The sequence below is a fragment of the Microbacterium sp. NPDC079176 genome (genome assembly GCF_040686675.1).
Taxonomy (GTDB): Bacteria; Actinomycetota; Actinomycetes; order Actinomycetales; family Microbacteriaceae; genus Microbacterium.
Map to the genome: position 1 here is coordinate 218675 of NZ_JBFBLM010000006.1, position 21693 is coordinate 240367.

The window sequence follows — 21693 nt, forward strand, 5'->3', positions numbered from 1 at the left end:
CACTCACCCATGTCAGTCGCAGATTTCGTCGTCGTCGCCAACCGACTTCCCGTCGACCGGGTCGTGGGTCCTGACGGAGACGAGGAGTGGCGGACCTCCCCGGGCGGTCTGGTCGCCGCACTCGAGCCGATGATGCGAAGTGCGCGCGGAGCCTGGGTCGGGTGGGCCGGCCAGCCGGATGTCGAGCTGGATCGATTCGAGATCAACGGCATCGACCTGATCCCGGTGCCGCTCAGCGCCGAGGAGGTCGCCGACTACTACGAGGGCTTCGCGAACGACACGATCTGGCCGCTGTACCACGACGTCATCGCGCCGCCGCAGTACCACCGCGAATGGTGGGAGGCGTACGTCAAGGTCAACCGCCGTTTCGCGGAGGCAGCCGCCGACGTCGTCGCACAGGACGGCACCGTCTGGGTGCACGACTACCAGCTGCAGCTGGTGCCGCAGATGATCCGCGAACTGAGGCCCGATGTCACGATCGGCTACTTCCACCACATCCCGTTCCCTGCGCACGGGCTCTATGCCCAGCTCCCGTGGCGTGATCAGGTGCTCAAAGGCCTGCTCGGCGCTGATGTCATCGGCTTCCAGCGCGCACAGGACGCCACCTACTTCCTGACCGCTGTGCGCCGTCGTCTTCGTCACGAGGTGAAGGGGTCGGCGGTCACCATCCCGACCGCGGGGGGCGGCACGCGCACCGCCGTCGCTCGGGCCTTCCCGATCTCGATCGACACCGCTCCGTACCTCGAGCTCGCGGCACGCCCCGATGTCCGAGCGCGCGCGGCCGAGATCAGAGCGAGCCTCGGCAACCCGAAGAAGATCCTCCTGGGCGTGGACCGCCTCGACTACACCAAGGGCATCCGGCATCGCATCAAGGCGTACGGCGAGCTCCTCGAAGACGGCAAGCTGAGCGTCGACGACGTCACCTTCGTGCAGGTCGCGAGTCCGAGCCGAGAGCGTGTCGACGCGTACGTGCATCTTCGCGACGAGATCGAACTCGCGGTCGGGCGCATCAACGGCGATCACGACACCATGGGGCACACCGCCATCCGCTATCTGCACCAGGGCTACCCGCGCGAGGAGATGGTCGCACTGTACCTCGCCGCCGACGTCATGCTCGTGACCGCGCTGCGCGACGGCATGAACCTCGTCGCGAAGGAGTACGTCGCGACGCGGGCCGACAATCGCGGGGTGCTCGTGCTGAGCGAGTTCACGGGCGCCGCCGACGAGCTGCGGCAGGCGGTGCGCGTCAACCCGCACGACATCGCCGGGTTGAAGGACGCGATCATGACCGCGGTCACCATGACGCCCGCTGAGCAGGGCAAGCGGATGCGGTCGCTGCGACGTCGCGTGCTGGAGAACGACGTGAACGCGTGGTCGTCGTCGTTCCTGCGCGCACTCGCGGACGTCCGCGGACGCTGATCGGCCGGGTCGCACCGTTCCGCCGGGTCATACTGGGAGGACACCGCCTCGATTGGAGACACTGTGACCCGTAGCTGGACCCCCGGAGCCGCAGACCCGGCGCTGAGCGCCATCGCCGCCACACCCAGACTGATCGTCGCGCTGGACTTCGACGGCACGGCATCTCCGCTCGTCCCCGATCCGATGGCCGCCAGGGCTCTGCCCGAGGTCGCCGTGCAGGTCGCCCGTCTCGCGGCGCTCCCCGACACGGTCGTCGCCTACGTCTCCGGGCGCAGCATGCATGACCTGCGGGTGATCACCGAGCACACGGATGACTCGCTGATCGCGCTGGCCGGATCGCACGGTGCGCAGTACTGGTATCCCGGGGTCGGCGCCAACGAGGCCGACGGCGACACCGCGGAGGGGTCGCGAGAGGAGCTGTGGGAGGCCGCGCGGCCGATCATCGATCGATACGAGGGGGCGGAGCTCGAGCCCAAGACCTTCGGAATGGGTGTGCACACCCGCACGGCCACACCGGAGGTCGAGAAGGCGGTGTTCGCCGAGATCGATGCACTCGTCGCGGAGCGCTTCCCGCACTGGCGACGCCGCTCGGGGCACCGTGTGCTCGAGTTCTCGTCGCGGAACGAGGGCAAGGATGCCGCGATGACCGCGCTGCGCGAGCATTTCGACGCCACCGCCATCCTTTTCGCCGGCGATGACGTCACGGACGAGGACGCCATGCGCGTGCTCAGCGGCGACGATCTCGGCGTCCGCGTGGGACCGGGGGAGAGCGCCGCCGAGCTTCGTGTGGAGAACCCACAACAGATCGCCCTGCTTCTGGAGGCGCTCGCGGACGAGCGCACCTCCCGGCGGGAATAGACTTCCGTCATGTCCTCGCATGATCCCTCCACCAGCGCGCCCATCGACATCAAGCCCCGCAGCCGCGTCGTCACCGACGGCATCGAGGCGACGACCTCCCGAGGCATGCTCCGTGCCGTCGGCATGGGCGACGCCGACTGGGACAAGCCCCAGATCGGAATCGCCTCCAGCTGGAACGAGATCACACCCTGCAACCTGAGCCTCGACCGGCTCGCGCAGGGTGCCAAGGAGGGCGTGCACTCCGGCGGCGGGTACCCGCTGCAGTTCGGGACGATCTCGGTCTCGGACGGCATCTCGATGGGCCACGAGGGCATGCACTTCTCGCTCGTGTCGCGCGAGGTCATCGCCGACTCGGTCGAGACCGTGATGATGGCCGAGCGACTCGACGGATCGGTGCTGCTCGCCGGTTGCGACAAGTCGATCCCCGGAATGCTGATGGCCAGCGCCCGGCTCGACCTGTCGAGCGTGTTCCTCTACGCCGGCTCCATCGCACCGGGCTGGGTCAAGCTCTCGGACGGCACCGAGAAGGACGTCACGATCATCGACTCGTTCGAGGCCGTCGGCGCCTGCCGCGCGGGACTCATGAGCGAAGAGGACCTCAAGCGCATCGAATGCGCGATCGCACCGGGTGAGGGCGCCTGCGGTGGCATGTACACGGCGAACACGATGGCGTCGGTCGCCGAGGCCCTGGGCCTGAGCCTTCCCGGGTCTGCCGCTCCGCCCGCCGCAGATCGTCGTCGTGACTACTTCGCGCACCGTTCCGGCGAGGCCGTCGTCAACCTGCTCCGCCAGGGCATCACGACCCGCGACATCCTCACCAAGGAGGCGTTCGAGAACGCGATCGCCCTCGCGATGGCCCTGGGCGGTTCGACCAATGTCGTGCTGCACCTGCTCGCGATCGCGCGCGAGGCCGAGGTCGAGCTGAGCCTGCACGACTTCAACCGCATCGGCGACAAGGTGCCGCACGTCGCGGACATGAAGCCGTTCGGCAAGTACGTCATGAACGACGTCGACCGCCACGGCGGCATCCCCGTGATCATGAAGGCGATGCTCGACGAGGGCCTGCTGCACGGTGACGCGCTCACCGTGACGGGCAAGACGCTCGCCGAGAACCTCGCGGACCTCGACCCGCAGCCGATCGACGGCGAGGTCATCCACACCTTCGACAACCCGATCCACGCGACCGGCGGCCTGACGATCCTGCACGGGTCGCTCGCGCCCGAGGGTGCCGTCGTGAAGACCGCAGGCTTCGACGCGGCCGTCTTCGAGGGCTCCGCCCGGGTGTTCGAGCGCGAGCGCGCGGCCATGGACGCCGTGGCCAACGGCGAGATCGAGGCGGGCACCGTCATCGTCATCCGCTACGAGGGTCCGAAGGGCGGACCCGGTATGCGCGAGATGCTCGCCATCACCGCGGCCATCAAGGGCGCGGGGCTCGGAAAAGATGTACTACTCTTGACTGACGGACGATTCTCAGGCGGCACAACCGGCCTGTGCATCGGCCACATAGCACCCGAAGCGGTGGACGCAGGTCCTATCGCCTTCGTGCGCGATGGTGATCTGATACGGGTCGATATCGCAGCTCGCTCTCTCGACCTACTCGTCGACGAGGCGGAGCTCGCCTCCCGCCGCTCTGGCTGGGAGCCGCTACCCCCGCGCTATACCCGTGGCGTTCTTGCCAAGTACTCGCGTCTCGTGCGGTCCGCCGCCGAGGGCGCGACGACCGGCTGATCCGCGTCGGCTCCGGCATCCCAGCCTCCGACGTCGCCAACAGACCATCAGAAGGAGTGTCATGACTGCTGACACCGTCTCGGCTGTGCCGAGGCCGCCCGCACCCAAGTCCGCCGCACCGGAGATCTCCGGAGCCGAGGCCGTGGTCCGCACGCTCGAGCTCCTCGGCGTCAAGGACGTCTTCGGTCTTCCCGGAGGAGCGATCCTCCCGGTCTACGACCCGCTGATGGACGCCGCCGAGCTGCGGCACATCCTCGTGCGGCACGAACAGGGAGCGGGACACGCCGCCGAAGGCTACGCGTCGTCCTCGGGCAAGGTCGGCGTCTGCATCGCGACGTCGGGTCCCGGTGCGACCAACCTCGTGACCGCGATCGCCGACGCCTACATGGACTCGGTGCCGCTGCTCGCGATCACCGGGCAGGTGTTCTCGACGCTGATGGGCACTGACGCGTTCCAGGAGGCCGACATCGTCGGCATCACGATGCCGGTCACGAAGCACTCGTTCCTCGTGAAGGATGCGTCGGAGATCCCGGGCGCCATCGCGGCGGCCTATGAGATCGCCTCGACCGGCCGACCGGGTCCGGTGCTCGTCGACATCACGAAGGACGCCCAGCAGGCGATGGCGCCGTTCGTCTGGCCTCCCAAGTACGACCTGCCCGGATACCGCCCCGTGACCAAGGCGCACGGCAAGCAGATCCAGGCGGCGGCGGCCCTTCTGGCCGAGGCCAAGAAGCCGGTGCTGTACGTCGGCGGCGGTGTGATCCGCGGTCGCGCGTCTGCCGAGCTGCTCGCCCTCGCCGAGACCACGAATGCGCCCGTCGTGACCACACTCATGGCTCGCGGCGCATTCCCCGACTCCCACCAGCAGCACCTCGGCATGCCGGGCATGCACGGCACCGTTCCGGCGGTGCTGGCGCTGCAGGAGGCCGACCTGATCGTGTCCCTCGGGGCGCGGTTCGACGACCGCGTGACCGGCAAGGCCGCGCTCTTCGCGCCGAACGCCAAGGTCGTGCACGTCGACATCGATCCGGCCGAGATCTCGAAGATCCGCACCGCAGACGTGCCGATCGTGGGCGACGTCCGCGACGTGCTGGTCGATCTCGAGTCGGCGTTCCGCACCGCGATCACCACCACGACCCCTGACACCGAGGAGTGGTGGTCGTACCTCGACGGGCTGCGCAACGAGTTCCCGCTCGGGTACGCGCCGACGACCGACGGCCTCCTCGCTCCGCAGTACGTGATCCAGCGGATCGGTGAGCTGACCGGGCCGGAGGGCATCTACGCCGCGGGCGTGGGACAGCACCAGATGTGGGCTGCGCAGTTCATCAAGTACGAGCGCCCCAACGCCTGGCTGAACTCCGGGGGCGCAGGAACCATGGGCTACTCGGTTCCCGCTGCGATGGGCGCGAAGGTCGCCGAGCCCGACCGTGTGGTGTGGGCGATCGACGGTGACGGCTGCTTCCAGATGACCAATCAGGAGCTCGCCACCTGCACGATCAACAACATCCCGATCAAGGTCGCGATCATCAACAACTCGTCGCTGGGCATGGTGCGCCAGTGGCAGACGCTGTTCTACGACGGTCGCCACTCGAACACCGACCTCAACACCGGTCACGGCACCGTCCGCATCCCCGACTTCGTGAAGCTCGCGGAGGCATATGGCTGCCTCGCGATCCGCGTGGAGAAGGAGGAGGAGGTGGACGCGGCGATCAAGCTCGCCCTCGAGACGAACGACCGTCCCGTCGTCATCGACTTCGTCGTCAGCGCCGATTCGATGGTGTGGCCGATGGTTCCCCAGGGCGTGAGCAACAGCTACGTCCAGTACGCCCGCGAGCACGCGCCCGCATTCGACGAGGAGGACTGACCATGTCGACTCACGTGCTGAGCCTCCTCGTGGAGAACACCCCCGGCCTGCTGACCCGAGTCGCGGGACTGTTCGCACGCCGTGGCTTCAACATCGACTCTCTCGCGGTGGGCGTGACCGAGGTGCCTGGCATCTCGCGCATCACGGTCGTCGTCGACCTCGAGGATCTTCCTCTCGAGCAGGTGACCAAGCAGCTCAACAAACTGATCAACGTCATCAAGATCGTCGAGCTCGACTTCCCGACCTCGGTGCAGCGCGAGCACATGCTCGTCAAGGTGCGCACCGACAACGCGACCAGGTCGAACGTCATCGAGGTGGCGAACCTGTTCCGCGCCTCTGTGGTGGACTACGCCTCCGACGCGCTGGTGATCGAGGTCACCGGTGACCGGGGCAAGGTCGACGCCATGCTCCGGGCCCTCGAGCCTTTCGGAATCAAGGAGATCGCGCAGTCGGGCCTCCTCGCCATCGGCCGCGGAGGCAAGAGCATCACCGAGCGCGTCCTGCGCGGCTGACCAGATTTCACACACGTACACGAACATCAATCAAGGAGAGAAACCAGTGAGCACCGAGATCTTCTACGACGCAGACGCCGATCTGTCGATCATCCAGGGCAAGAAGGTCGCGATCGTCGGCTACGGCTCGCAGGGTCACGCGCACGCGCAGAACCTTCGCGACTCGGGTGTCGAGGTCGCCATCGCCCTCAAGGAGGGGTCGAAGTCGGCGCCGAAGGCGGAAGAGGCCGGATTCGCGGTCAAGACCGTCGCCGACGCGACGCAGTGGGCCGACCTCATCATGATCCTCGCGCCGGACCAGCACCAGCGCACGATCTACAGCGAGTCGATCGCACCGAACCTCACCGAGGGCAAGACGCTCGCCTTCGCGCACGGCTTCAACATCCGCTTCGGCTACATCGATGCTCCTGAGGGCGTCGACGTGATCCTCGTCGCCCCGAAGGCTCCGGGTCACACGGTCCGTCGCGAGTTCGTCGCCGGCCGTGGAATCCCCGACATCATCGCCGTCGAGCGGGACGCATCGGGCAACGCGTGGGCCACGGCGCTCTCGTACGCGAAGGCCATCGGCGGCACCCGCGCCGGCGTCATCAAGACGACCTTCACCGAAGAGACCGAGACCGACCTGTTCGGCGAGCAGGCCGTGCTGTGCGGTGGCGTCAGCCACCTCGTGCAGGCCGGCTTCGAGACGCTCACCGAAGCGGGATACCAGCCGCAGATCGCGTACTTCGAGGTGCTGCACGAGCTGAAGCTCATCGTCGATCTCATGTGGGAGGGCGGCATCGCGAAGCAGCGTTGGTCGGTCTCCGACACTGCTGAGTACGGCGACTACGTCTCGGGTCCCCGCGTCGTGACCCCCGAGGTCAAGGAGTCGATGAAGGCGATCCTCGCGGACATCCAGAACGGCAACTTCGCGAAGCGCTTCATCGACGACCAGGACAACGGCGCGGAGGAGTTCCTGGCACTGCGTGCCAAGGAGGAGACGCACCCGATCGAGGCCACCGGCAAGGAGCTGCGCTCGCTCTTCGCATGGAAGCAGCAGGACGAAGACTACGTCGACGGCAGCGCTGCGCGCTGATCTGAGACGGTCGAAGAGAAGGGGCCCGGTGCGGATCGCACCGGGCCCCTTCTCGCGGTTCTGCGGGTCACTCCGCCGGAGCCTCCTCGACCTCGATCGGGGCGTCGGCGGGGTCGGCCCATACCGGCGCGGGCAGAAGAGTGTCGACCGCTCCGCCCTGGATCTCGCGCAACGCGTCCTCGATCTCGTCGGCGTTCTCGGGCACGGCGAGACCGCAGGTGCGCAGCTCGGAGGCGAACTTCAGCGTGAGGCGGCTCTTGCCGGCCTCCACGGCCTCAGCCGTGGTGCCGGTGCGCTTCTCGCTCCCGGTCTGGATGTCGGAGACCTCATCGCACACGTGGTAGACCGCACCGCCGTCGACCCACACGACCTCGTCCTTTCCGAGCATCAGGATGACCGCCGACTGGTCGGCCGTGTACTTCTCGACGGACGGCGGGTTGAAGTCGACACCGATCACCGTGGCGAGCAGGGCGAGGACCACGCCGACGATGCCGGCCGTCGTCTTCTGCCCCTTGCTCATGTCCTTGTTGAGGAAGATCAGGATCACCAGGGGGAGGAAGGCCACGATCGCGATGATCGCGCCGAGCTGGTTCTGCACGAAGAAGCGCACGGTCTCGGATCGGCGCGCGGGGTCGAGCCTGTTGGCCTTCTTCCAGAGCACCGAGCCGGTGATCGCGAGCGCGGCGATGACCACGAGCAGGACGAGAAGCGTGACGAACGCCCACTGCGGGAACTGCGCCGTGACGCCCTGCTCTTCCAGGAGGCCCGTGTCGGGGTCGCGCACGAGCGTGCCGTCCTCGCCGACGTACTCGCGCTGGCGGAGCAGCCAGAAGATCGACACCGCCTCGGCCGCGATGGCGACACCCCACAGGACCGCGGCGATCCAGCGGAAGGTCGTCGCCCGCGACTTCGCCGCGGCTGTCGGCTTCCATCCCGCGGCGGGCTCGTCGGCTCCGCCCGGTGTGCTCTGGTCGACCCTGTCGTTCTGCTCGGCCACTGGCTTCCCTTCCGGAGAGGGCCGCGGTGGCCCAGATGCCCCCGAGCATAGTGGACGACGTGTCCTACGCTGGGGACATGACTTCCGACTCCGACGATGCCCTGAGCTGGGACGGCGACGACGGCGTCGCGCCGAAGGCGCGCACTCCGAAGCGCCCTGAGAGCGAGGCGTCCACCCAGCGGGATCACGCCGATGATGCGGCGCTGCCGGACGGCTGGAACGCCGTCGGCCGCGGCAGCGAGGCCGTCGGTCGCGTCGAGACCGACGGCACCGTCACGATGCCGGACGAGCAGGAATCAGCACACCTGAGCACCGCGATGCTGCTGACCCTCGGGGTCGTCGGCGGCGTGTACCTCCTGTACAGCATCGGCTGGGTCGTCGGAGGGCTGCGGCTGAAGCCGCTGGCCAATCTGATCGTGGCCGATGCCATGTACGTGCCGTGGTTCGTGCTCGCGGTCGCGGCGCCCGCGCTCTGGTTCCTCGCGGTGTGGGTCTTGACCCGTGCGAAGGCGACGTGGGTCCGGGTCGGACTGCTGCTGCTCGGAGTCGTGCTGCTCGTGCCCTGGCCTTTCGTGACGGTGGGGGTGATCGGATCATGACCGAACAGTCGACCTCTCAGGCGACCTCCGCCTCCCCGCGGTGGCTCAATGCACTCGTGCTCGGAGTCGCAGGACTCTTCTACGCCTATGCGATCTGGAATGCCGTCGCTCACCTCGTCTCCATGGCCCAGAGCGGACTCACCGGCATCGGCTGGGTGACCCTTCTCTTCGGAGTGGTGTTCCCGGCGCTCGTCTTCGTGTTCGCGTACGTGATCGGGCGACGGCGACGCGCGGGCGAGCTCGCTCTGGTGCTGCTGGCGGGTCTCGGCGTCGTGGCGGTGTTCTGGCTGAGCCTGATCGGCTACAGCATCCTCAACATGTCCGATCTCGTGACCGTCGCTCTCTGACAGACGGCGTCACACGGCACGGAGCAGCGGAGCCGCTCGGGTACAGTTGAAGTGATCGCGCCCCCACGGTGTGCGGCGCATCGGCCCCCTGTCGCGCTGCCCCGAAGGATCCCTGTGCCGAAGCCCGTCGTGCTCATCGCTGAAGTTCTCTCTCCCGCCACGATCGAGGCCCTCGGCCCCGACTTCGACGTTCGCAACGTCGACGGCACCGACCGCGAAGCGCTGTTCGCCTCGCTCGCGGATGCCGACGCGGTGCTCATCCGTTCGGCGACGCACATCGACGAAGAGGCGCTCACCCACGCTCCGAAGCTCAAGGTCGTCGCCCGCGCGGGCGTCGGGCTCGACAACGTCGACATCAAGGCAGCCACCGCAGCGGGTGTCATGGTGGTCAACGCGCCGACCTCGAACATCGTCTCGGCCGCCGAGCTGACGGTCGGCCACATCCTCAGCCTCGCCCGTCGCATCCCCGCCGCGCACGCATCGCTCGCGGCCGGTCAGTGGAAGCGCAGCTCGTTCACGGGAGCCGAGCTCTTCGAGAAGACGGTCGGCATCGTCGGCCTCGGACGCATCGGAGCTCTCGTCGCCGCGCGCCTCGCCGCGTTCGACATGCGCGTCGTCGCTTACGACCCCTACGTCACCTCGGCCCGCGCGCAGCAGCTCGGTGTCCAGCTCCTCTCGCTCGACGAGCTCGTCGCAGAGGCGGACTTCCTCACGATCCACATGCCGAAGACGCCGGAGACGACCGGCATGATCGGTGCCGAGCAGTTCACGGCCATGAAGCCCACAGCCTTCGTCGTCAACGTCGCCCGCGGTGGCCTCATCGACGAGGAAGCGCTGCACGCGGCCCTCGTCGCCGGTGAGATCGCGGGTGCGGGTCTCGACGTCTTCACCTCCGAGCCCCCGGCCGAGGGCGGAACTGCTCGTCCGCTGCTCGACCTCCCGAACGTCGTCGTCACTCCGCACCTGGGTGCCAGCACGGAGGAGGCGCAGGAGAAGGCCGGAGTCTCGGTCGCGCGTTCCGTGCGCCTCGCGCTCGGCGGCGACCTCGTTCCCGATGCGGTCAACGTGGCCGGGGGAGTCATCGACCCGTATGTGCGCCCCGGCATCTCGCTCGTCGAGAAGCTCGGCCAGATCTTCGCGGCTCTCGCGACGTCGCCTCTCACGAGCCTCGATGTCGAGGTGCACGGCGAGCTGAACGACTACGACGTGAGCGTGCTGAAGCTCGCCGCGCTCAAGGGCGTCTTCACGAACATCGTCAGCGAGACCGTGTCGTACGTCAACGCACCGCTGCTCGCCGACCAGCGCGGTATCGCGGTCCGTCTGCTCAAGGACGACGTGAGCGACGAGTACCGCAACGTCATCACTCTGGCCGGAGCGCTCTCGGATGGCACGCAGCTGTCGGTGTCGGGCACCCTCACGGGCCCCAAGCAGGCCGAGAAGCTGGTCGCCATCAATGACCACGCCCTCGAGCTGCCGATCGAGAAGCACCACGTCGTGATGCTCTACACCGACCGTCCCGGCATCGTCGCGGTCTACGGTCAGAAGTTCGGCGAGGCCGGCATCAACATCGCAGGCATGCAGATCTCGCGCCTGGGGGCGGGCGATCAGGCGCTCAGCGTTCTCACCCTCGACTCGCCGGTCTCGGACGATCTGCTCGACGACCTGCGCAACGAGATCGACGCGGACCTGTTCCGTCAGATCGAGATCACCGAGGTCTGATCGCAGGGGAGACTCCGACAGAGCGGGAGGAGCGACCGGGAGGTCGCTCCTCCCGCTCTGTCGTTCCCGGACTCAGGGAGCGGTGGCGCGCAGCACGAGCGCGATCAGGTCGGACAGCTCGTCACTTCTCGGCACCAGGCGCTCGGGACCGTGCACATCGAGCGAGTTGTTGAAATACAGACCGTCGCTGAGCAGCATCACGAGATCGAGGCTCGCGGCATCCCGCACATGAGGACGGATCGTGTCCTCCCAGCGGTCGCGGTTGCGTCGCAGCGCGTCGGCAGCGGGTGCCGAGCCGCCTTGGGCCAGGCGGGTGGCGGCGATGAGGACGCGGTCCAGCGCGTCGTCCTCCATCACGGAGGTGCGCACGTAGTACGCGACGGGGCCCTCTTCGGCCGAGGTCATCCGCTCGAGATCCAGAGTGGTGAGCGCATCGAGGCGCTCGATGAGGCCCGCTGCCAGCTCGTCCTTCGAGCCGAAGTGATAGAGGAGGCCGCCCTTCGACACGCCGGCGGCCTTCGCGGTCGCATCCAAAGTGGCCGCCCGCTCACCGTCTTCGATGACGATCGATTCGAAGGCGTCCAGGACGCGTTCGCGGGCGAGGGGAGGTCGGGGCATCGGGGATCCTCTGTTCGTCTCGATTCACAGTAGCGCGGCCGGATGACGATTCTGTTACTATACCATCTGGACGGTTCAGTAACGATGCCGTCGTGATCCTGAGAGGTGTTCCATGACCCGTACTGCGTCGATCCCGACGACAGAGACGGATGCTCCCCGCGTCGGCGCCCGTGGCTGGGCGGCACTCGTCGTGCTCATGCTGCCGGTGCTCCTGGTGTCGGTGGACAACACGGTGCTGAGCTTCGCGTTGCCCGAGATCTCCATCGCGCTCGCGCCCACCGGAGCGGAGCAGCTGTGGATCATCGATGTGTATCCGCTCGTGCTCGCCGGGCTGCTCGTGACCATGGGCACACTCGGAGACCGCTTCGGGCGTCGTCGGATGCTGCTGATCGGCGCGACCGGCTTCGCGGCCGTGTCGGCACTCGCTGCGTTCGCCCCCACGGCAGGTCTTCTCATCGCCGCGCGAGCGCTGCTCGGCTTCTTCGGTGCGATGCTGATGCCGTCGACCCTCTCGCTGCTGCGCTCGATCTTCACGAACCGCGATCAGCGGCGACTCGCCATCGCGGTCTGGGCGTCGGCGTTCTCCGCGGGCTCGGCCCTCGGCCCGATCGTCGGCGGCTTCCTGCTCGAGCACTTCGACTGGGGCTCGGTCTTCCTGATCGCCGTGCCCGTGCTGATCCCGCTCCTCATCGCGGCGCCGCTGCTCGTTCCCGAAAGCCGCGACCCGCACCCCGGACGCATCGACATCGTCAGCATCATGCTCTCGATGGCAGCGATGATCCCGGTCGTCTACGCGATCAAGTCGCTCGCCGTCGACGGCCCCAGCCTCACTGCGGGGGCGTGGGCGCTGCTCGGCATCGTGATGGGGTATCTCTTCGTGCGGCGTCAGCTCGCTGCCGAGGTCCCGATGCTCGACATGCAGCTGTTCCGCCGGGGCTCCTTCTCGGGGGCGATCCTCGTGAACCTCCTGAGCGTCGTGGCGCTCGTGGGCTTCCTCTACTTCGTGTCGCAGCACCTGCAGCTCGTCCTCGGTCTCTCGCCGATGACGGCCGGCGCAGCGCTCGTGCCCGGAATGGCCGCGATGATCGTCGCCGGCCTCTCGGTCGTGCCGATCTCACGGCGAGTGCCACCGCACGTGCTCGTGCCCGCCGGTCTCGCGTTCTCTGTGGCCGGCTACCTCCTGGTCGCGTTCACGACGGCGGATCACGGCGTCGCTCCGCTGATCATCGCCTTCGTGGTGCTGGGCATCGGCATCGGGGCGGCGGAGACGATCTCGAATGAGCTGATCCTGTCCAGTGCTCCGGCCGAGAAGGCGGGCGCGGCCAGCGCCGTCTCCGAGACCGCCTACGAGCTGGGAGCGGTGCTCGGCACCGCCGTCCTCGGCGGCCTGATCACCGCGTTCTACCGCGGGGCGCTGGTGATTCCCTCCGGCATCCCAGCGGAGGCGGCGCACGCCGCGACGGAGACGCTGGCCGGCGCCTACACTGCCGCGAAGGATCTGCCCGCGCAGCTCGGAGACGCGCTGTGGGATGCGGCCGCCGCCGCCTTCGGATCGGGTGTCCTGGTGACCTCGCTGATCGGCGCGGGCCTGGTGATCGTGGCCGGGGTGATCGCCGCCGTCACACTGCGCAAGGCGCCCTCGCACTGACCAGTACGCTGGGAGGACCGGCCCGCTCGGCATGCATCCGAGCGTCGGCCGGTCCATCCCGATGCAAGGAGTGTCATGTCGCGTGTCGTGAAGCTGGCCGTCATCCCCGGTGACGGAATCGGCCCAGAGGTCGTCGCCGAGGCCGAGAAGGTCCTCGACGCGGTCACCGCATCGAGCGATGTGACGTTCGACAAGACGCGCTTCTCGCTCGGCGCCGCCCGATTCCTCGAGACGGGCGACACTCTCACCGACGATGATCTGCAGTCGATCTCCGAACACGACGCGATCCTGCTCGGCGCGGTCGGCGGCACGCCAGGAGACCCGCGCCTGAAGGACGCGAACATCGAGCGCGGCCTGCTGCTGAAACTCCGCTTCACGCTGGATCATTACGTCAATCTGCGTCCGTCCAAGCTCTTCGCCGGTGCCTCGGGTCCGCTCGCGAACGCCGGCGAGATCGACTTCGTCGTCGTCCGCGAGGGCACTGAGGGGCCGTACGTCGGCAACGGCGGCGCGATCCGCAAGGGCACACCGCACGAGGTCGCCAACGAGACGTCCGTGAACACGGCATTCGGTGTCGAGCGGGTCGTGCGATACGCGTTCGATCTCGCCGAACGTCGCAGCAAGAAGATCACCCTCGTGCATAAGACGAACGTGCTCGTGCACGCCGGCGCCATCTGGCAGCGCGTCGTCGACGAGGTTGCGTCCGAGCATCCCGACGTGTCCGTCGACTACCTGCACGTCGATGCCGCGACGATCTTCCTCGTCACCGATCCCTCGCGCTTCGACGTGATCGTCACCGACAACCTCTTCGGCGACATCCTCACCGATCTCGCAGGCGCTGTCACCGGCGGCATCGGACTCGCCGCATCGGGCAACATCAACCCCGACGGCACCTTCCCGTCGATGTTCGAGCCGGTGCACGGCTCGGCTCCCGACATCGCGGGGCAGCAGAAGGCCGACCCCACCGCGGCGATCCTGTCGGTCGCGCTGCTGCTCGATCACCTCGGACTCGGAGCGGAGGCCGCTCGAGTGAGTGCCGCCGTCGAATCCGACATCGCGACCCGCACGGGTGCGCGCACGACCGCGGAGATCGGCTCCGCGATCGCTGCTCTGCTCTGACCGACAGGCGTAGGCTGAGACGGCGCGAGGATGCGCGCCGCATGAGGAATGGATGACGAGATGACGACCATCGACGCCGAGACCACCGTGGCTCCGCTGGAGTTCGCTGTGACCAAGAACCTGACCGCAGCGACGCCCGGTCGGGTCGCCGAGGTTCACGAGAACCCGGGGTTCGGTGTCGTGTTCACCGACCACATGGTCGACATCTGCTGGTCCGTCAAGGGCGGATGGCACCGACCGCGCGTGCAGCCCTACGGACCCATCCCGCTCGACCCGGCCGCGTCCGTGCTGCACTACGCCCAGGAGATCTTCGAGGGCATCAAGGCCTATCGTCACGCCGACGGCTCGATCCACACGTTCCGCCCCGACCGCAACGCGGCACGACTGCAGGCCAGCGCGCGTCGACTCGCGCTCCCGGAGCTGCCCACCGAGTACTTCATCCAGTCGCTGCGCGAGATCATCGCGGTCGACGGTCGCTGGGTTCCCTCAGGTGCCGACCAGAGCCTGTACCTGCGTCCGTTCATGTTCGCCAAGGAGGCCTTCCTCGGTGTTCGCGCGGCTCAGAAGGTCGCGTACTACGTGATCGCCAGCCCAGCCGGAGCGTACTTCACCGGGGGAGTGAAGCCCGTGCGGATCTGGCTCTCCGAGGACTACGCCCGTGCCGGCAAGGGCGGCACCGGCAAGGCGAAGACCGGCGGCAACTACGCCTCGAGCCTGCTCGCGCAGAGTGAGGCGAGCGCGAAGGGCTGCGACCAGGTCGTGTTCCTCAACGAGCAGCGCAACGTCGAGGAGCTCGGCGGCATGAACGTCGTGTTCGTCTTCAAAGACGGCCGCGTCGTGACGCCCGAGTCCGACAGCATCCTCGAGGGGATCACACGCGATTCGCTGCTGCAGCTCGCCGAAGACCGCGGCTACGCGGTCGAGAAGCGTCCGATCTCCATCGACGAGTGGCGCGAGGGTGTGGCCTCAGGCGATATCGTCGAGGTCTTCGCCTGCGGCACCGCCGCCGTCGTGACTCCCATCGGTGCTCTCGTCGGCGAGGGCTTCGATGAGCCGCAGCCGCTCGGCGAACTGGCCCTGTCGCTGCGCGAAGAGCTCACCGACATCCAGTACGGCCGCCGTGAGGACAAGCACGGCTGGCTTCTGCGGCTCGACGCCTGAGCCTTCGTGCTCTCGAGACCCCGCTGCGCTTCCGTGTAGCGGGGTCTCGTCGTGCATCACGCTGGATAGGCTGGTGGCATGAAGATCGCCCGATTCAGCCATGACGACGCCATCCTCTTCGGGATCGTCGATGACACCGACCTCGTCGTCCTCTCCGGAGATCCGCTCTTCGCGGGCTACGAGCCCACGGGTGACCGGGTGCCGATCGCGGACGCGGTGATCCTCGCTCCGGTGATCCCGCGCTCCAAGATCGTCTGCGTCGGCAAGAACTACCACGATCACGCCGCCGAGATGGGCGGAGTCGCCCCCGAGGAGCCGCTGCTGTTCCTCAAGCCCAACACCGCCGTCATCGGCCCGGGAGACGCCATCGTGCGCCCCTCGATCTCGGAGCAGACCGAGTACGAGGGTGAGCTCGCTGTCGTGATCGGTAGGGTCGCGAAGAACGTGAAGGCCGCGGATGCCCTCGATCACGTGCTCGGCTACACGATCGCCAACGACGTCACCGCGCGTGACCTCCAGCGCAAGGACGGTCAGTGGGCTCGGGCGAAGGGCTTCGACACCTTCTGCCCTCTCGGCCCGACCATCAGCACCGACTTCGACCCCTCGGTCGCGACGATCGAGACCCGCGTCAACGGCGAGGTGCGGCAGAAGGCGCCGCTCACCGACATGATCCACTCGGTCGAGGCGATCATCGAGCATGCTTCGGCGGCCTTCACGCTGCTGCCCGGCGACGTCATCCTCACGGGTACGCCGGCAGGTGTGGGGGAGTTCGTCGCCGGGGACACCGTCGAGGTCGAGATCACCGGACTGGGTATCCTGCGCAACACCGTGCGCGACGCCGTGCGCGCATCATGACCGGCGTCGCCCTCACGGCTGCTCAGCAGGCGGCGGTGCAGCGGCGAACCGTGCTGGTTCTCTCCACAGGGCAGGTACTGGGCGGGATCGCCTTCGGGGCGACGGTGTCTCTCGGCGCTCTGCTTGCGGCTGACATCTCGGGCAGCGACGCCCTCTCGGGGCTCGCGACGGCGTCGGTCACCCTCGGCGCCGCGCTGTGCGCCATCCCGCTCGCGCGCCTGGCTGCCAAGGTGGGCCGACGCCGAGCCCTCACCTTGGGAAACCTCTTCGCACTCGTCGGCATCGCGGTGGTGATCCTCGCGGCGTCGGTGCGGGTGTTCCCGCTGCTGCTCGTCGGCATCCTGATGATCGGCGCCGGCAATGCGGGCAATCTGCAGTCGCGGTTCGCCGCGACCGACCTCGCCGCACCACAGCATCGCGGAAGGGATCTCTCGATCGTGGTCTGGGCGACCACCATCGGCGGTGTCGCTGGGCCGTTGCTGCTGGGGCCGGGGGAGATCGTCGGGGCGGCGATCGGCATGCCGCCACAGACCGGTTCCTACGCCTTCTCGTTCGTCGCTCAGTGCGTCGCGCTCGTCCTGTACCTCGTGGCGCTCCGCCCCGACCCGCTTCTGGCAGCGCAGCGGCTCGCCTCGGCGGCCGCGAAGGCGACGGGCGCCGTCGTCGCCGACCGACCTGTGGTCGCGCGCTACGCGATGTTCGCGGTGGCCGGTTCGCACGTGGTGATGGCCTCCGTCATGGCGATGACCCCGGTCCACCTCGCCCAGATGGCGCACGGTGCACACGGCATGGCGCCCACCCCGGCCGATGTCTCGGCTCTCGTGGGCATCACGATCGCCCTGCACGTCGGAGGCATGTACGCGCTGTCGCCCGTCTTCGGCATCCTCGCCGACAGATGGGGCCGGCTGCGCGTGGTTCTGCTGGGGCAGATCCTTCTCGGCGGGGCGCTCGCGTTCGCCGTCTTCGCGAACGATCGGGAGTGGGGCGTGATCGTCGCTCTCATCCTGCTGGGACTCGGATGGAGCGCGGCGACGGTGGCAGGGGCCGCGCTGCTGACCGAGTCGAGTGCCCCCGAGATCCGCACGCGCAGGCAGGGCCGCAGCGATTCGCTGATGAGCCTCTCGGCCGCAGCAGGCGCTGTGCTCGCGGGTGTGGTGCTCGCGAACTTCCAGTACGCAGGGCTCGGGATCGCGGCATCGGTGATCGTCATCGCCATCGTCGCGCTGTCGCCGCTCGGCCGCTCGCGCGGATGAAGGACTGGACGGGCACCGGGCGCGCATACGCCGACTCCTACGCGTCGCTCTGCGTCGGGACCGCGGAGGCCCTGCTCGGAGCGTTCGGAACCCCTGGGAAGCGGACGCTGCTCGACGTGGGGTCGGGCACAGGAATGCTCACGGCCGCATTCGCCGATGCCGGCTGGGATGCGACCGGATGCGAGCCCGAGCCGACGATGCGAGACGTCGCGCTGCGCGAGCATCCCGAGATTCCGGTGCGCGACGGAACGCTGCCTGACCTGCCTTTCGAGGACGGCCAGTTCGACGTCGTCGTGGCGAACTTCGTGCTGAACCACGTCGCCGACCCCCGAGCATCCGCGGCGGAGCTCCTCCGCGTCTCCGCAGATCTGGTGTCGGCGACGATCTGGACGAACTCGCCCACCTGGCTCTGGCGGGAGGTGTGCGAGCGTGCGGCACTCATTCCTGCGACGGGGGAGCGACTGCCGCCGGAGAAGGACTTCGAGCGCACCGTCGACGGCTTCGCGAGGATGCTCGACGACGCGGGCTGGCCGCGCCCGCAGGTGTCTGAGATCACCTGGACGTGGTCGGCCGATGCGACCGCGCTGTGGGCGTCCGCCGAGGGAGGCGTCGGGGGAGCCGGTCAGTTCTACCGTGCGCTCGACGACACCGATCGGCGCTCGTTCCGCGCGGCCTTCGAGTTCGTGTGCGCCGAGCGGTCGATCGCCGGACGCCTGCCGCTGGCGCATGCTGCGGCGGTCGCCGTCGCGCCGCGAGGCTGAGACCGCCCAGGGCAGAATGCCCAGGGCTCCCCGGTGCCGCGACCGCCTCCGTGAGCGCGGCACCGAGGAGCACCTGAATCGCGGCGATCAGGTGTACCAGGTCGGCTCAGGCACCTCGTTGCGCAGCACGTAGTCGCCGACCTCCCGCTTCTTGTACGCGATCGGGTCGTGCAGACTGTGCGTGCGCAGGTTGCGCCAGAAGATGTCGAGGCCGACCGAATTGGCCGAGGCCCTGGCGCCGGTGAGCTCGTAGATCTTCGTGGCGACCTCCAGGCCGTCGTCGACGATGCGCAGCTTCCCCGCCGCGATGCGCACGGCGATCTCGCCACGTCGACGTGCAGTGAGTTCTTCGCGCGGGGCATGCAGCACCGCACTGATCTCGGCGCCCACGGCATCGAGCAGCGCTTCGTCGGCCCACAGCTTCGATGCCAGCTCGCCATAGCCTTCGAGCAGATACCACTCGTCTGTCGCGTGCTGCTTGTCATCGCCGCCGTACGGCCACGGGCGGGTCACAGATCGCGTGTAGGCGGATGCCGTCTGGAGGGCACCCTGTGCGATGCCGAGGTAGAAGTTCGCGAAGACGAGCTGGATGGTCGGCACGTTCAGAGTGTTGTAGGTCAAGGGGCGGAACACCCGGTCGACGAAGCCGGCTGCCGCCGACCAGGGGACTCGGACGTCGCGGATCTCGACCGAGCCCGATTCGGTGAGTCGCTGCCCCAGGTTGTCCCAGTCGTCTCCGAAGACGATCCCCTCCTGAGCCGTGGGGACGATCGCGAAGATGTGCGTCTCGGTGCCTTCGAGGACGCCTTCGAGGACGGTCAGGTCCGAGATCTGGCCGCCAGTCGAGAAGGACTTGCGCCCGGAGAACACGAGATCATCGCCGTCTTCGCGGATCACCAAGTCGGAGTCGCGCGGGTTGACCGCGCCGCCGAAGACGAAGTCGTTCGCGGTGTACAGCTCCTCGACCGCGGCGATCTGCTCTTCGGTTCCGACGAGACGGGCCGCCCACGCCCAGAGGTAGTGATACCCGAGGACCTGTCCGATCGACCCGTCGCCGCGGGCCACCGCCCTGATCACCTTGTAGGCGGTGTCCCAGCTCTCACCGGCGTCGCCGTGGGCGCGAGGGCCGAGCAGGGTGACCAGCCCCGAGTCCTTGAGCAGCTGGACCTCGGCCCGAGGGGTCGCATTCGCGCGGTCCCGCTCGACGGCATCCACCGCGAGGATGTCGGCCACCTCCTCGGCGCGGTCGATCCACTCGAGGCTGGTCTGAGGTCTTGGCGTGCCGCGCCAGCGATCGCTGAGGCCTGTCGTCACTGCATCCGTGATTGTCATGTTGTCACCCTTCCGGTTGGTCGATGCGGCAACGATAGGAGCGCGTCGGCGTCGAATGCGGGTTGTTACCCAGGGTGAGGGACTGTTACCCACGGTGACCCCTCCTGAGCGGCCCGCGACCGCTGGCGATCGGGGAGGTCGAGACGCCACCCGGCAACTAGAATCGAGGGGATATGGCTACCCCGCACCCCCTCACCACGACCGCCAGCGGCTCCGACGTACGCGTCCGCTTCTGCCCCTCGCCCACCGGACTGCCGCACGTCGGCATGGTCCGCACGGCCCTCTTCAACTGGGCGTACGCCCGCCACAACGGCGGGAAGATGGTGTTCCGCATCGAGGACACCGACGCCGCGCGCGACAGTGAGGAGAGCTTCCGCCAGCTCGTCGACGCTCTGACCTGGCTCAAGATCGACTGGGATGAGGGCGTCGAGGTCGGTGGGCCGCATGCCCCGTACCGCCAGTCCGAGCGTCACGACATCTATCGCGGCGTGATCGACAAGCTCCTCGCCTCCGGCGCCCTGTACGAGAGCTTCTCCACGGCGGAGGAGATCGACGCCCGCAACGAGGCGGCCGGACGCGCGAAGCAGCTCGGCTACGACAATCACGACCGGGATCTCACGACCGAGCAGAAGGACGCCTTCCGCGCGGAGGGTCGTCAGCCGGCACTCCGACTGCGCGTGCCTGACGAGGACCTCACCTACGTCGATCTGATCCGCGGTGAGGTGACCTTCCCCGCCGGTTCCTTCCCGGACTTCGTGGTGGTGCGTCCGAACGGGATCCCGCTCTACACGTTCGTGAATCCCGTCGACGACGCGCTCATGGGCATCACGCACGTTCTGCGCGGCGAAGACCTGATGCCCTCCACGGCTCGTCAGCTCGCGCTGTACGCGGCCCTGATCGACGCCGGCGTCACCACGTTCGTCCCGCGGTTCGCTCACATGCCGCTCGTGCTCGGCGAGACGGGTAACAAGAAGCTCTCCAAGCGCGACCCGCAGGCGGATCTTTTCCTGCACAGGGATCGCGGATTCATCCACGAGGGTCTCCTGAACTATCTGGCGCTGCTCGGCTGGTCCATCGGTCACGACCGCGATGTCTTCACGCTCGAGGAGTTCACCGAGGCGTTCGACATCGTGGACGTCAACCCGAACCCGGCTCGGTTCGACCAGAAGAAGGCCGAGTCGATCAACGGCGACCACATCCGCAAGCTCGACGAGAAGGACTTCGCCGAGAGGACGATCCCGTACCTCGCGGCCGCCGGCCTCTTCGACGAGCCGACTCACCAAGAGCTCGTGCTCGCCTTCCGGGTCGCCCCGCTCGTGCAGGAGCGCGTGCAGTTGCTCGGCGACGTGCCCGGCATGGTCGGCTTCCTCTTCTCCGACGACGTCTCGTATGACGCCGACGCGCTCAAGGGGCTCCCTGCGAACGCCGGCGAGGTGCTCGACGCGTGCGTGGTGGCTCTCGAGCCGGTGACCGACTTCACGCCCGAGAAGATTCAGGAGGCTCTCGCAGCGGCGCTCGTCGAGAGCCTCGAGCTCAAGCCGCGTGTCGCCTACGGTCCTCCGCGTGTCGCGATCACGGGACGCCGCATCTCGCCGCCGCTGTTCGAATCCATGGAGCTCCTGGGCAAGGACGAGTCGCTGCGACGGCTCCGGTTGCTGTCGGAGTTCCTGGCCGGCTGAGACGGCCTGGTCGACGAGGGAGAGTCGCCGATGAGTGCTCTCCCTCGTCATCCCCGCCCGCGACGCGCCCGGACGAACGGCGGCGTTTTGGCATTAGGGCCGCGGCTCGGGTAAGCTTGACTCTCGGTGCGAGACTCCGGTTCCGCCCT

General features: G+C 68.0%; 19 protein-coding genes. 16 read left to right on the forward strand and 3 right to left on the reverse strand.

The features are described from left to right. The first annotated feature begins 9 nt into the window (after positions 1 to 9). From AB0P11_RS15965 to ilvC, 6 genes are all read left to right on the forward strand, one after another. A complete protein-coding gene (locus AB0P11_RS15965) occupies positions 10 to 1419 on the forward strand; it encodes a trehalose-6-phosphate synthase (RefSeq protein WP_053095857.1) in 1410 nt (469 codons plus the stop codon). Positions 1420 to 1482: 63 nt separating this feature from the next. Then, positions 1483 to 2277 (forward strand): trehalose-phosphatase, encoded by a 795-nt coding sequence (gene otsB, locus AB0P11_RS15970; RefSeq protein ID WP_083569323.1) that lies wholly within the window; start codon positions 1483 to 1485, stop codon positions 2275 to 2277. Positions 2278 to 2286: 9 nt separating this feature from the next. Continuing rightward, complete coding sequence (ilvD, locus tag AB0P11_RS15975; protein ID WP_053095858.1) at positions 2287 to 4005, forward strand: dihydroxy-acid dehydratase; 1719 nt, start codon at positions 2287 to 2289, stop codon at positions 4003 to 4005. 61 nt (positions 4006 to 4066) lie between these two features. Further along, positions 4067 to 5869, forward strand: a complete 1803-nt coding sequence (locus AB0P11_RS15980; protein WP_053095859.1) for an acetolactate synthase large subunit — start codon at positions 4067 to 4069, stop codon at positions 5867 to 5869. 2 nt (positions 5870 to 5871) lie between these two features. Continuing rightward, on the forward strand, positions 5872 to 6381 hold the full coding sequence (gene ilvN, locus AB0P11_RS15985) for an acetolactate synthase small subunit (protein ID WP_056278631.1): 510 nt from the start codon (positions 5872 to 5874) through the stop codon (positions 6379 to 6381). Positions 6382 to 6406: 25 nt separating this feature from the next. After that, complete coding sequence (ilvC, locus tag AB0P11_RS15990; RefSeq protein WP_072592268.1) at positions 6407 to 7456, forward strand: ketol-acid reductoisomerase; 1050 nt, start codon at positions 6407 to 6409, stop codon at positions 7454 to 7456. Positions 7457 to 7523: 67 nt separating this feature from the next. Here ilvC and AB0P11_RS15995 read toward each other — a convergent pair whose 3' ends face one another. Next, complete coding sequence (locus AB0P11_RS15995; RefSeq protein WP_363522927.1) at positions 7524 to 8453, reverse strand: hypothetical protein; 930 nt, start codon at positions 8451 to 8453, stop codon at positions 7524 to 7526. A gap of 77 nt (positions 8454 to 8530) precedes the next feature. Here AB0P11_RS15995 and AB0P11_RS16000 point away from each other — a divergent pair, with 77 nt between their 5' ends. From AB0P11_RS16000 to serA, 3 genes are all read left to right on the forward strand, one after another. Beyond that, the gene (locus AB0P11_RS16000; RefSeq protein ID WP_363522929.1) at positions 8531 to 9052 is read left to right on the forward strand and encodes a hypothetical protein; all 522 of its coding nucleotides are present in this window, start codon (positions 8531 to 8533) and stop codon (positions 9050 to 9052) included. Next, positions 9049 to 9399 carry a hypothetical protein gene (locus AB0P11_RS16005; RefSeq protein ID WP_363522931.1) on the forward strand — a complete coding sequence of 117 codons (351 nt, stop codon included), beginning with the start codon at positions 9049 to 9051 and terminating at the stop codon, positions 9397 to 9399. The genes AB0P11_RS16000 and AB0P11_RS16005 overlap by 4 nt, the downstream gene beginning before the upstream one ends. Before the next feature lie 114 nt (positions 9400 to 9513). Beyond that, positions 9514 to 11118: a phosphoglycerate dehydrogenase gene (gene serA / locus AB0P11_RS16010; protein ID WP_053095864.1), complete on the forward strand. Its 1605-nt coding sequence runs from the start codon at positions 9514 to 9516 to the stop codon at positions 11116 to 11118. Between the two features lie 72 nt (positions 11119 to 11190). Here serA and AB0P11_RS16015 read toward each other — a convergent pair whose 3' ends face one another. Continuing rightward, entirely contained in the window at positions 11191 to 11736 is a 546-nt protein-coding gene (locus AB0P11_RS16015; protein ID WP_053095865.1) for a TetR/AcrR family transcriptional regulator, read from the reverse strand. A 112-nt stretch (positions 11737 to 11848) separates the two neighbouring features. Between AB0P11_RS16015 and AB0P11_RS16020 the strand changes: the two genes are divergently transcribed. From AB0P11_RS16020 to AB0P11_RS16045, 6 genes are all read left to right on the forward strand, one after another. Further along, positions 11849 to 13384, forward strand: coding sequence for an MFS transporter (locus tag AB0P11_RS16020; RefSeq protein ID WP_072591168.1), 1536 nt, complete (start codon positions 11849 to 11851; stop codon positions 13382 to 13384). 75 nt (positions 13385 to 13459) lie between these two features. Beyond that, the gene (locus AB0P11_RS16025; protein ID WP_363522934.1) at positions 13460 to 14503 is read left to right on the forward strand and encodes a 3-isopropylmalate dehydrogenase; all 1044 of its coding nucleotides are present in this window, start codon (positions 13460 to 13462) and stop codon (positions 14501 to 14503) included. 60 nt (positions 14504 to 14563) lie between these two features. Then, positions 14564 to 15664: a branched-chain amino acid aminotransferase gene (locus tag AB0P11_RS16030; RefSeq protein WP_053099091.1), complete on the forward strand. Its 1101-nt coding sequence runs from the start codon at positions 14564 to 14566 to the stop codon at positions 15662 to 15664. Between the two features lie 78 nt (positions 15665 to 15742). After that, complete coding sequence (locus AB0P11_RS16035; protein ID WP_187249545.1) at positions 15743 to 16519, forward strand: fumarylacetoacetate hydrolase family protein; 777 nt, start codon at positions 15743 to 15745, stop codon at positions 16517 to 16519. Next, on the forward strand, positions 16516 to 17772 hold the full coding sequence (locus AB0P11_RS16040; RefSeq protein WP_363522937.1) for an MFS transporter: 1257 nt from the start codon (positions 16516 to 16518) through the stop codon (positions 17770 to 17772). The genes AB0P11_RS16035 and AB0P11_RS16040 overlap by 4 nt, the downstream gene beginning before the upstream one ends. After that, entirely contained in the window at positions 17769 to 18533 is a 765-nt protein-coding gene (locus tag AB0P11_RS16045) for a class I SAM-dependent methyltransferase (protein ID WP_363522939.1), read from the forward strand. The genes AB0P11_RS16040 and AB0P11_RS16045 overlap by 4 nt, the downstream gene beginning before the upstream one ends. Before the next feature lie 87 nt (positions 18534 to 18620). Here the strand turns inward: AB0P11_RS16045 and AB0P11_RS16050 are convergent, their stop codons facing one another. Further along, positions 18621 to 19865 carry an acyl-CoA dehydrogenase family protein gene (locus AB0P11_RS16050; RefSeq protein ID WP_363522941.1) on the reverse strand — a complete coding sequence of 415 codons (1245 nt, stop codon included), beginning with the start codon at positions 19863 to 19865 and terminating at the stop codon, positions 18621 to 18623. A 173-nt stretch (positions 19866 to 20038) separates the two neighbouring features. Between AB0P11_RS16050 and gltX the strand changes: the two genes are divergently transcribed. Next, positions 20039 to 21544 carry a glutamate--tRNA ligase gene (gene gltX / locus AB0P11_RS16055; RefSeq protein WP_363522943.1) on the forward strand — a complete coding sequence of 502 codons (1506 nt, stop codon included), beginning with the start codon at positions 20039 to 20041 and terminating at the stop codon, positions 21542 to 21544. The last annotated feature ends 149 nt before the right edge of the window (positions 21545 to 21693 follow it).

Excerpts from the sequence above, each read along its gene's own strand:
- AB0P11_RS15965 (WP_053095857.1), top strand. The coding sequence starts at position 10 with ATGTCAGTCGCAGATTTCGTCGTCGTCGCCAACCGACTTCCCGTCGAC.
- ilvD (WP_053095858.1), top strand. The coding sequence starts at position 2,287 with ATGTCCTCGCATGATCCCTCCACCAGCGCGCCCATCGACATCAAGCCC.
- AB0P11_RS15980 (WP_053095859.1), top strand. The coding sequence starts at position 4,067 with ATGACTGCTGACACCGTCTCGGCTGTGCCGAGGCCGCCCGCACCCAAG.
- ilvN (WP_056278631.1), top strand. The coding sequence starts at position 5,872 with ATGTCGACTCACGTGCTGAGCCTCCTCGTGGAGAACACCCCCGGCCTG.
- AB0P11_RS16000 (WP_363522929.1), top strand. The coding sequence starts at position 8,531 with ATGACTTCCGACTCCGACGATGCCCTGAGCTGGGACGGCGACGACGGC.
- AB0P11_RS16005 (WP_363522931.1), top strand. The coding sequence starts at position 9,049 with ATGACCGAACAGTCGACCTCTCAGGCGACCTCCGCCTCCCCGCGGTGG.
- AB0P11_RS16015 (WP_053095865.1), bottom strand. The coding sequence starts at position 11,736 with ATGCCCCGACCTCCCCTCGCCCGCGAACGCGTCCTGGACGCCTTCGAA.
- AB0P11_RS16020 (WP_072591168.1), top strand. The coding sequence starts at position 11,849 with ATGACCCGTACTGCGTCGATCCCGACGACAGAGACGGATGCTCCCCGC.
- AB0P11_RS16025 (WP_363522934.1), top strand. The coding sequence starts at position 13,460 with ATGTCGCGTGTCGTGAAGCTGGCCGTCATCCCCGGTGACGGAATCGGC.
- AB0P11_RS16030 (WP_053099091.1), top strand. The coding sequence starts at position 14,564 with ATGACGACCATCGACGCCGAGACCACCGTGGCTCCGCTGGAGTTCGCT.
- AB0P11_RS16035 (WP_187249545.1), top strand. The coding sequence starts at position 15,743 with ATGAAGATCGCCCGATTCAGCCATGACGACGCCATCCTCTTCGGGATC.
- AB0P11_RS16040 (WP_363522937.1), top strand. The coding sequence starts at position 16,516 with ATGACCGGCGTCGCCCTCACGGCTGCTCAGCAGGCGGCGGTGCAGCGG.
- AB0P11_RS16045 (WP_363522939.1), top strand. The coding sequence starts at position 17,769 with ATGAAGGACTGGACGGGCACCGGGCGCGCATACGCCGACTCCTACGCG.
- AB0P11_RS16050 (WP_363522941.1), bottom strand. The coding sequence starts at position 19,865 with ATGACAATCACGGATGCAGTGACGACAGGCCTCAGCGATCGCTGGCGC.
- gltX (WP_363522943.1), top strand. The coding sequence starts at position 20,039 with ATGGCTACCCCGCACCCCCTCACCACGACCGCCAGCGGCTCCGACGTA.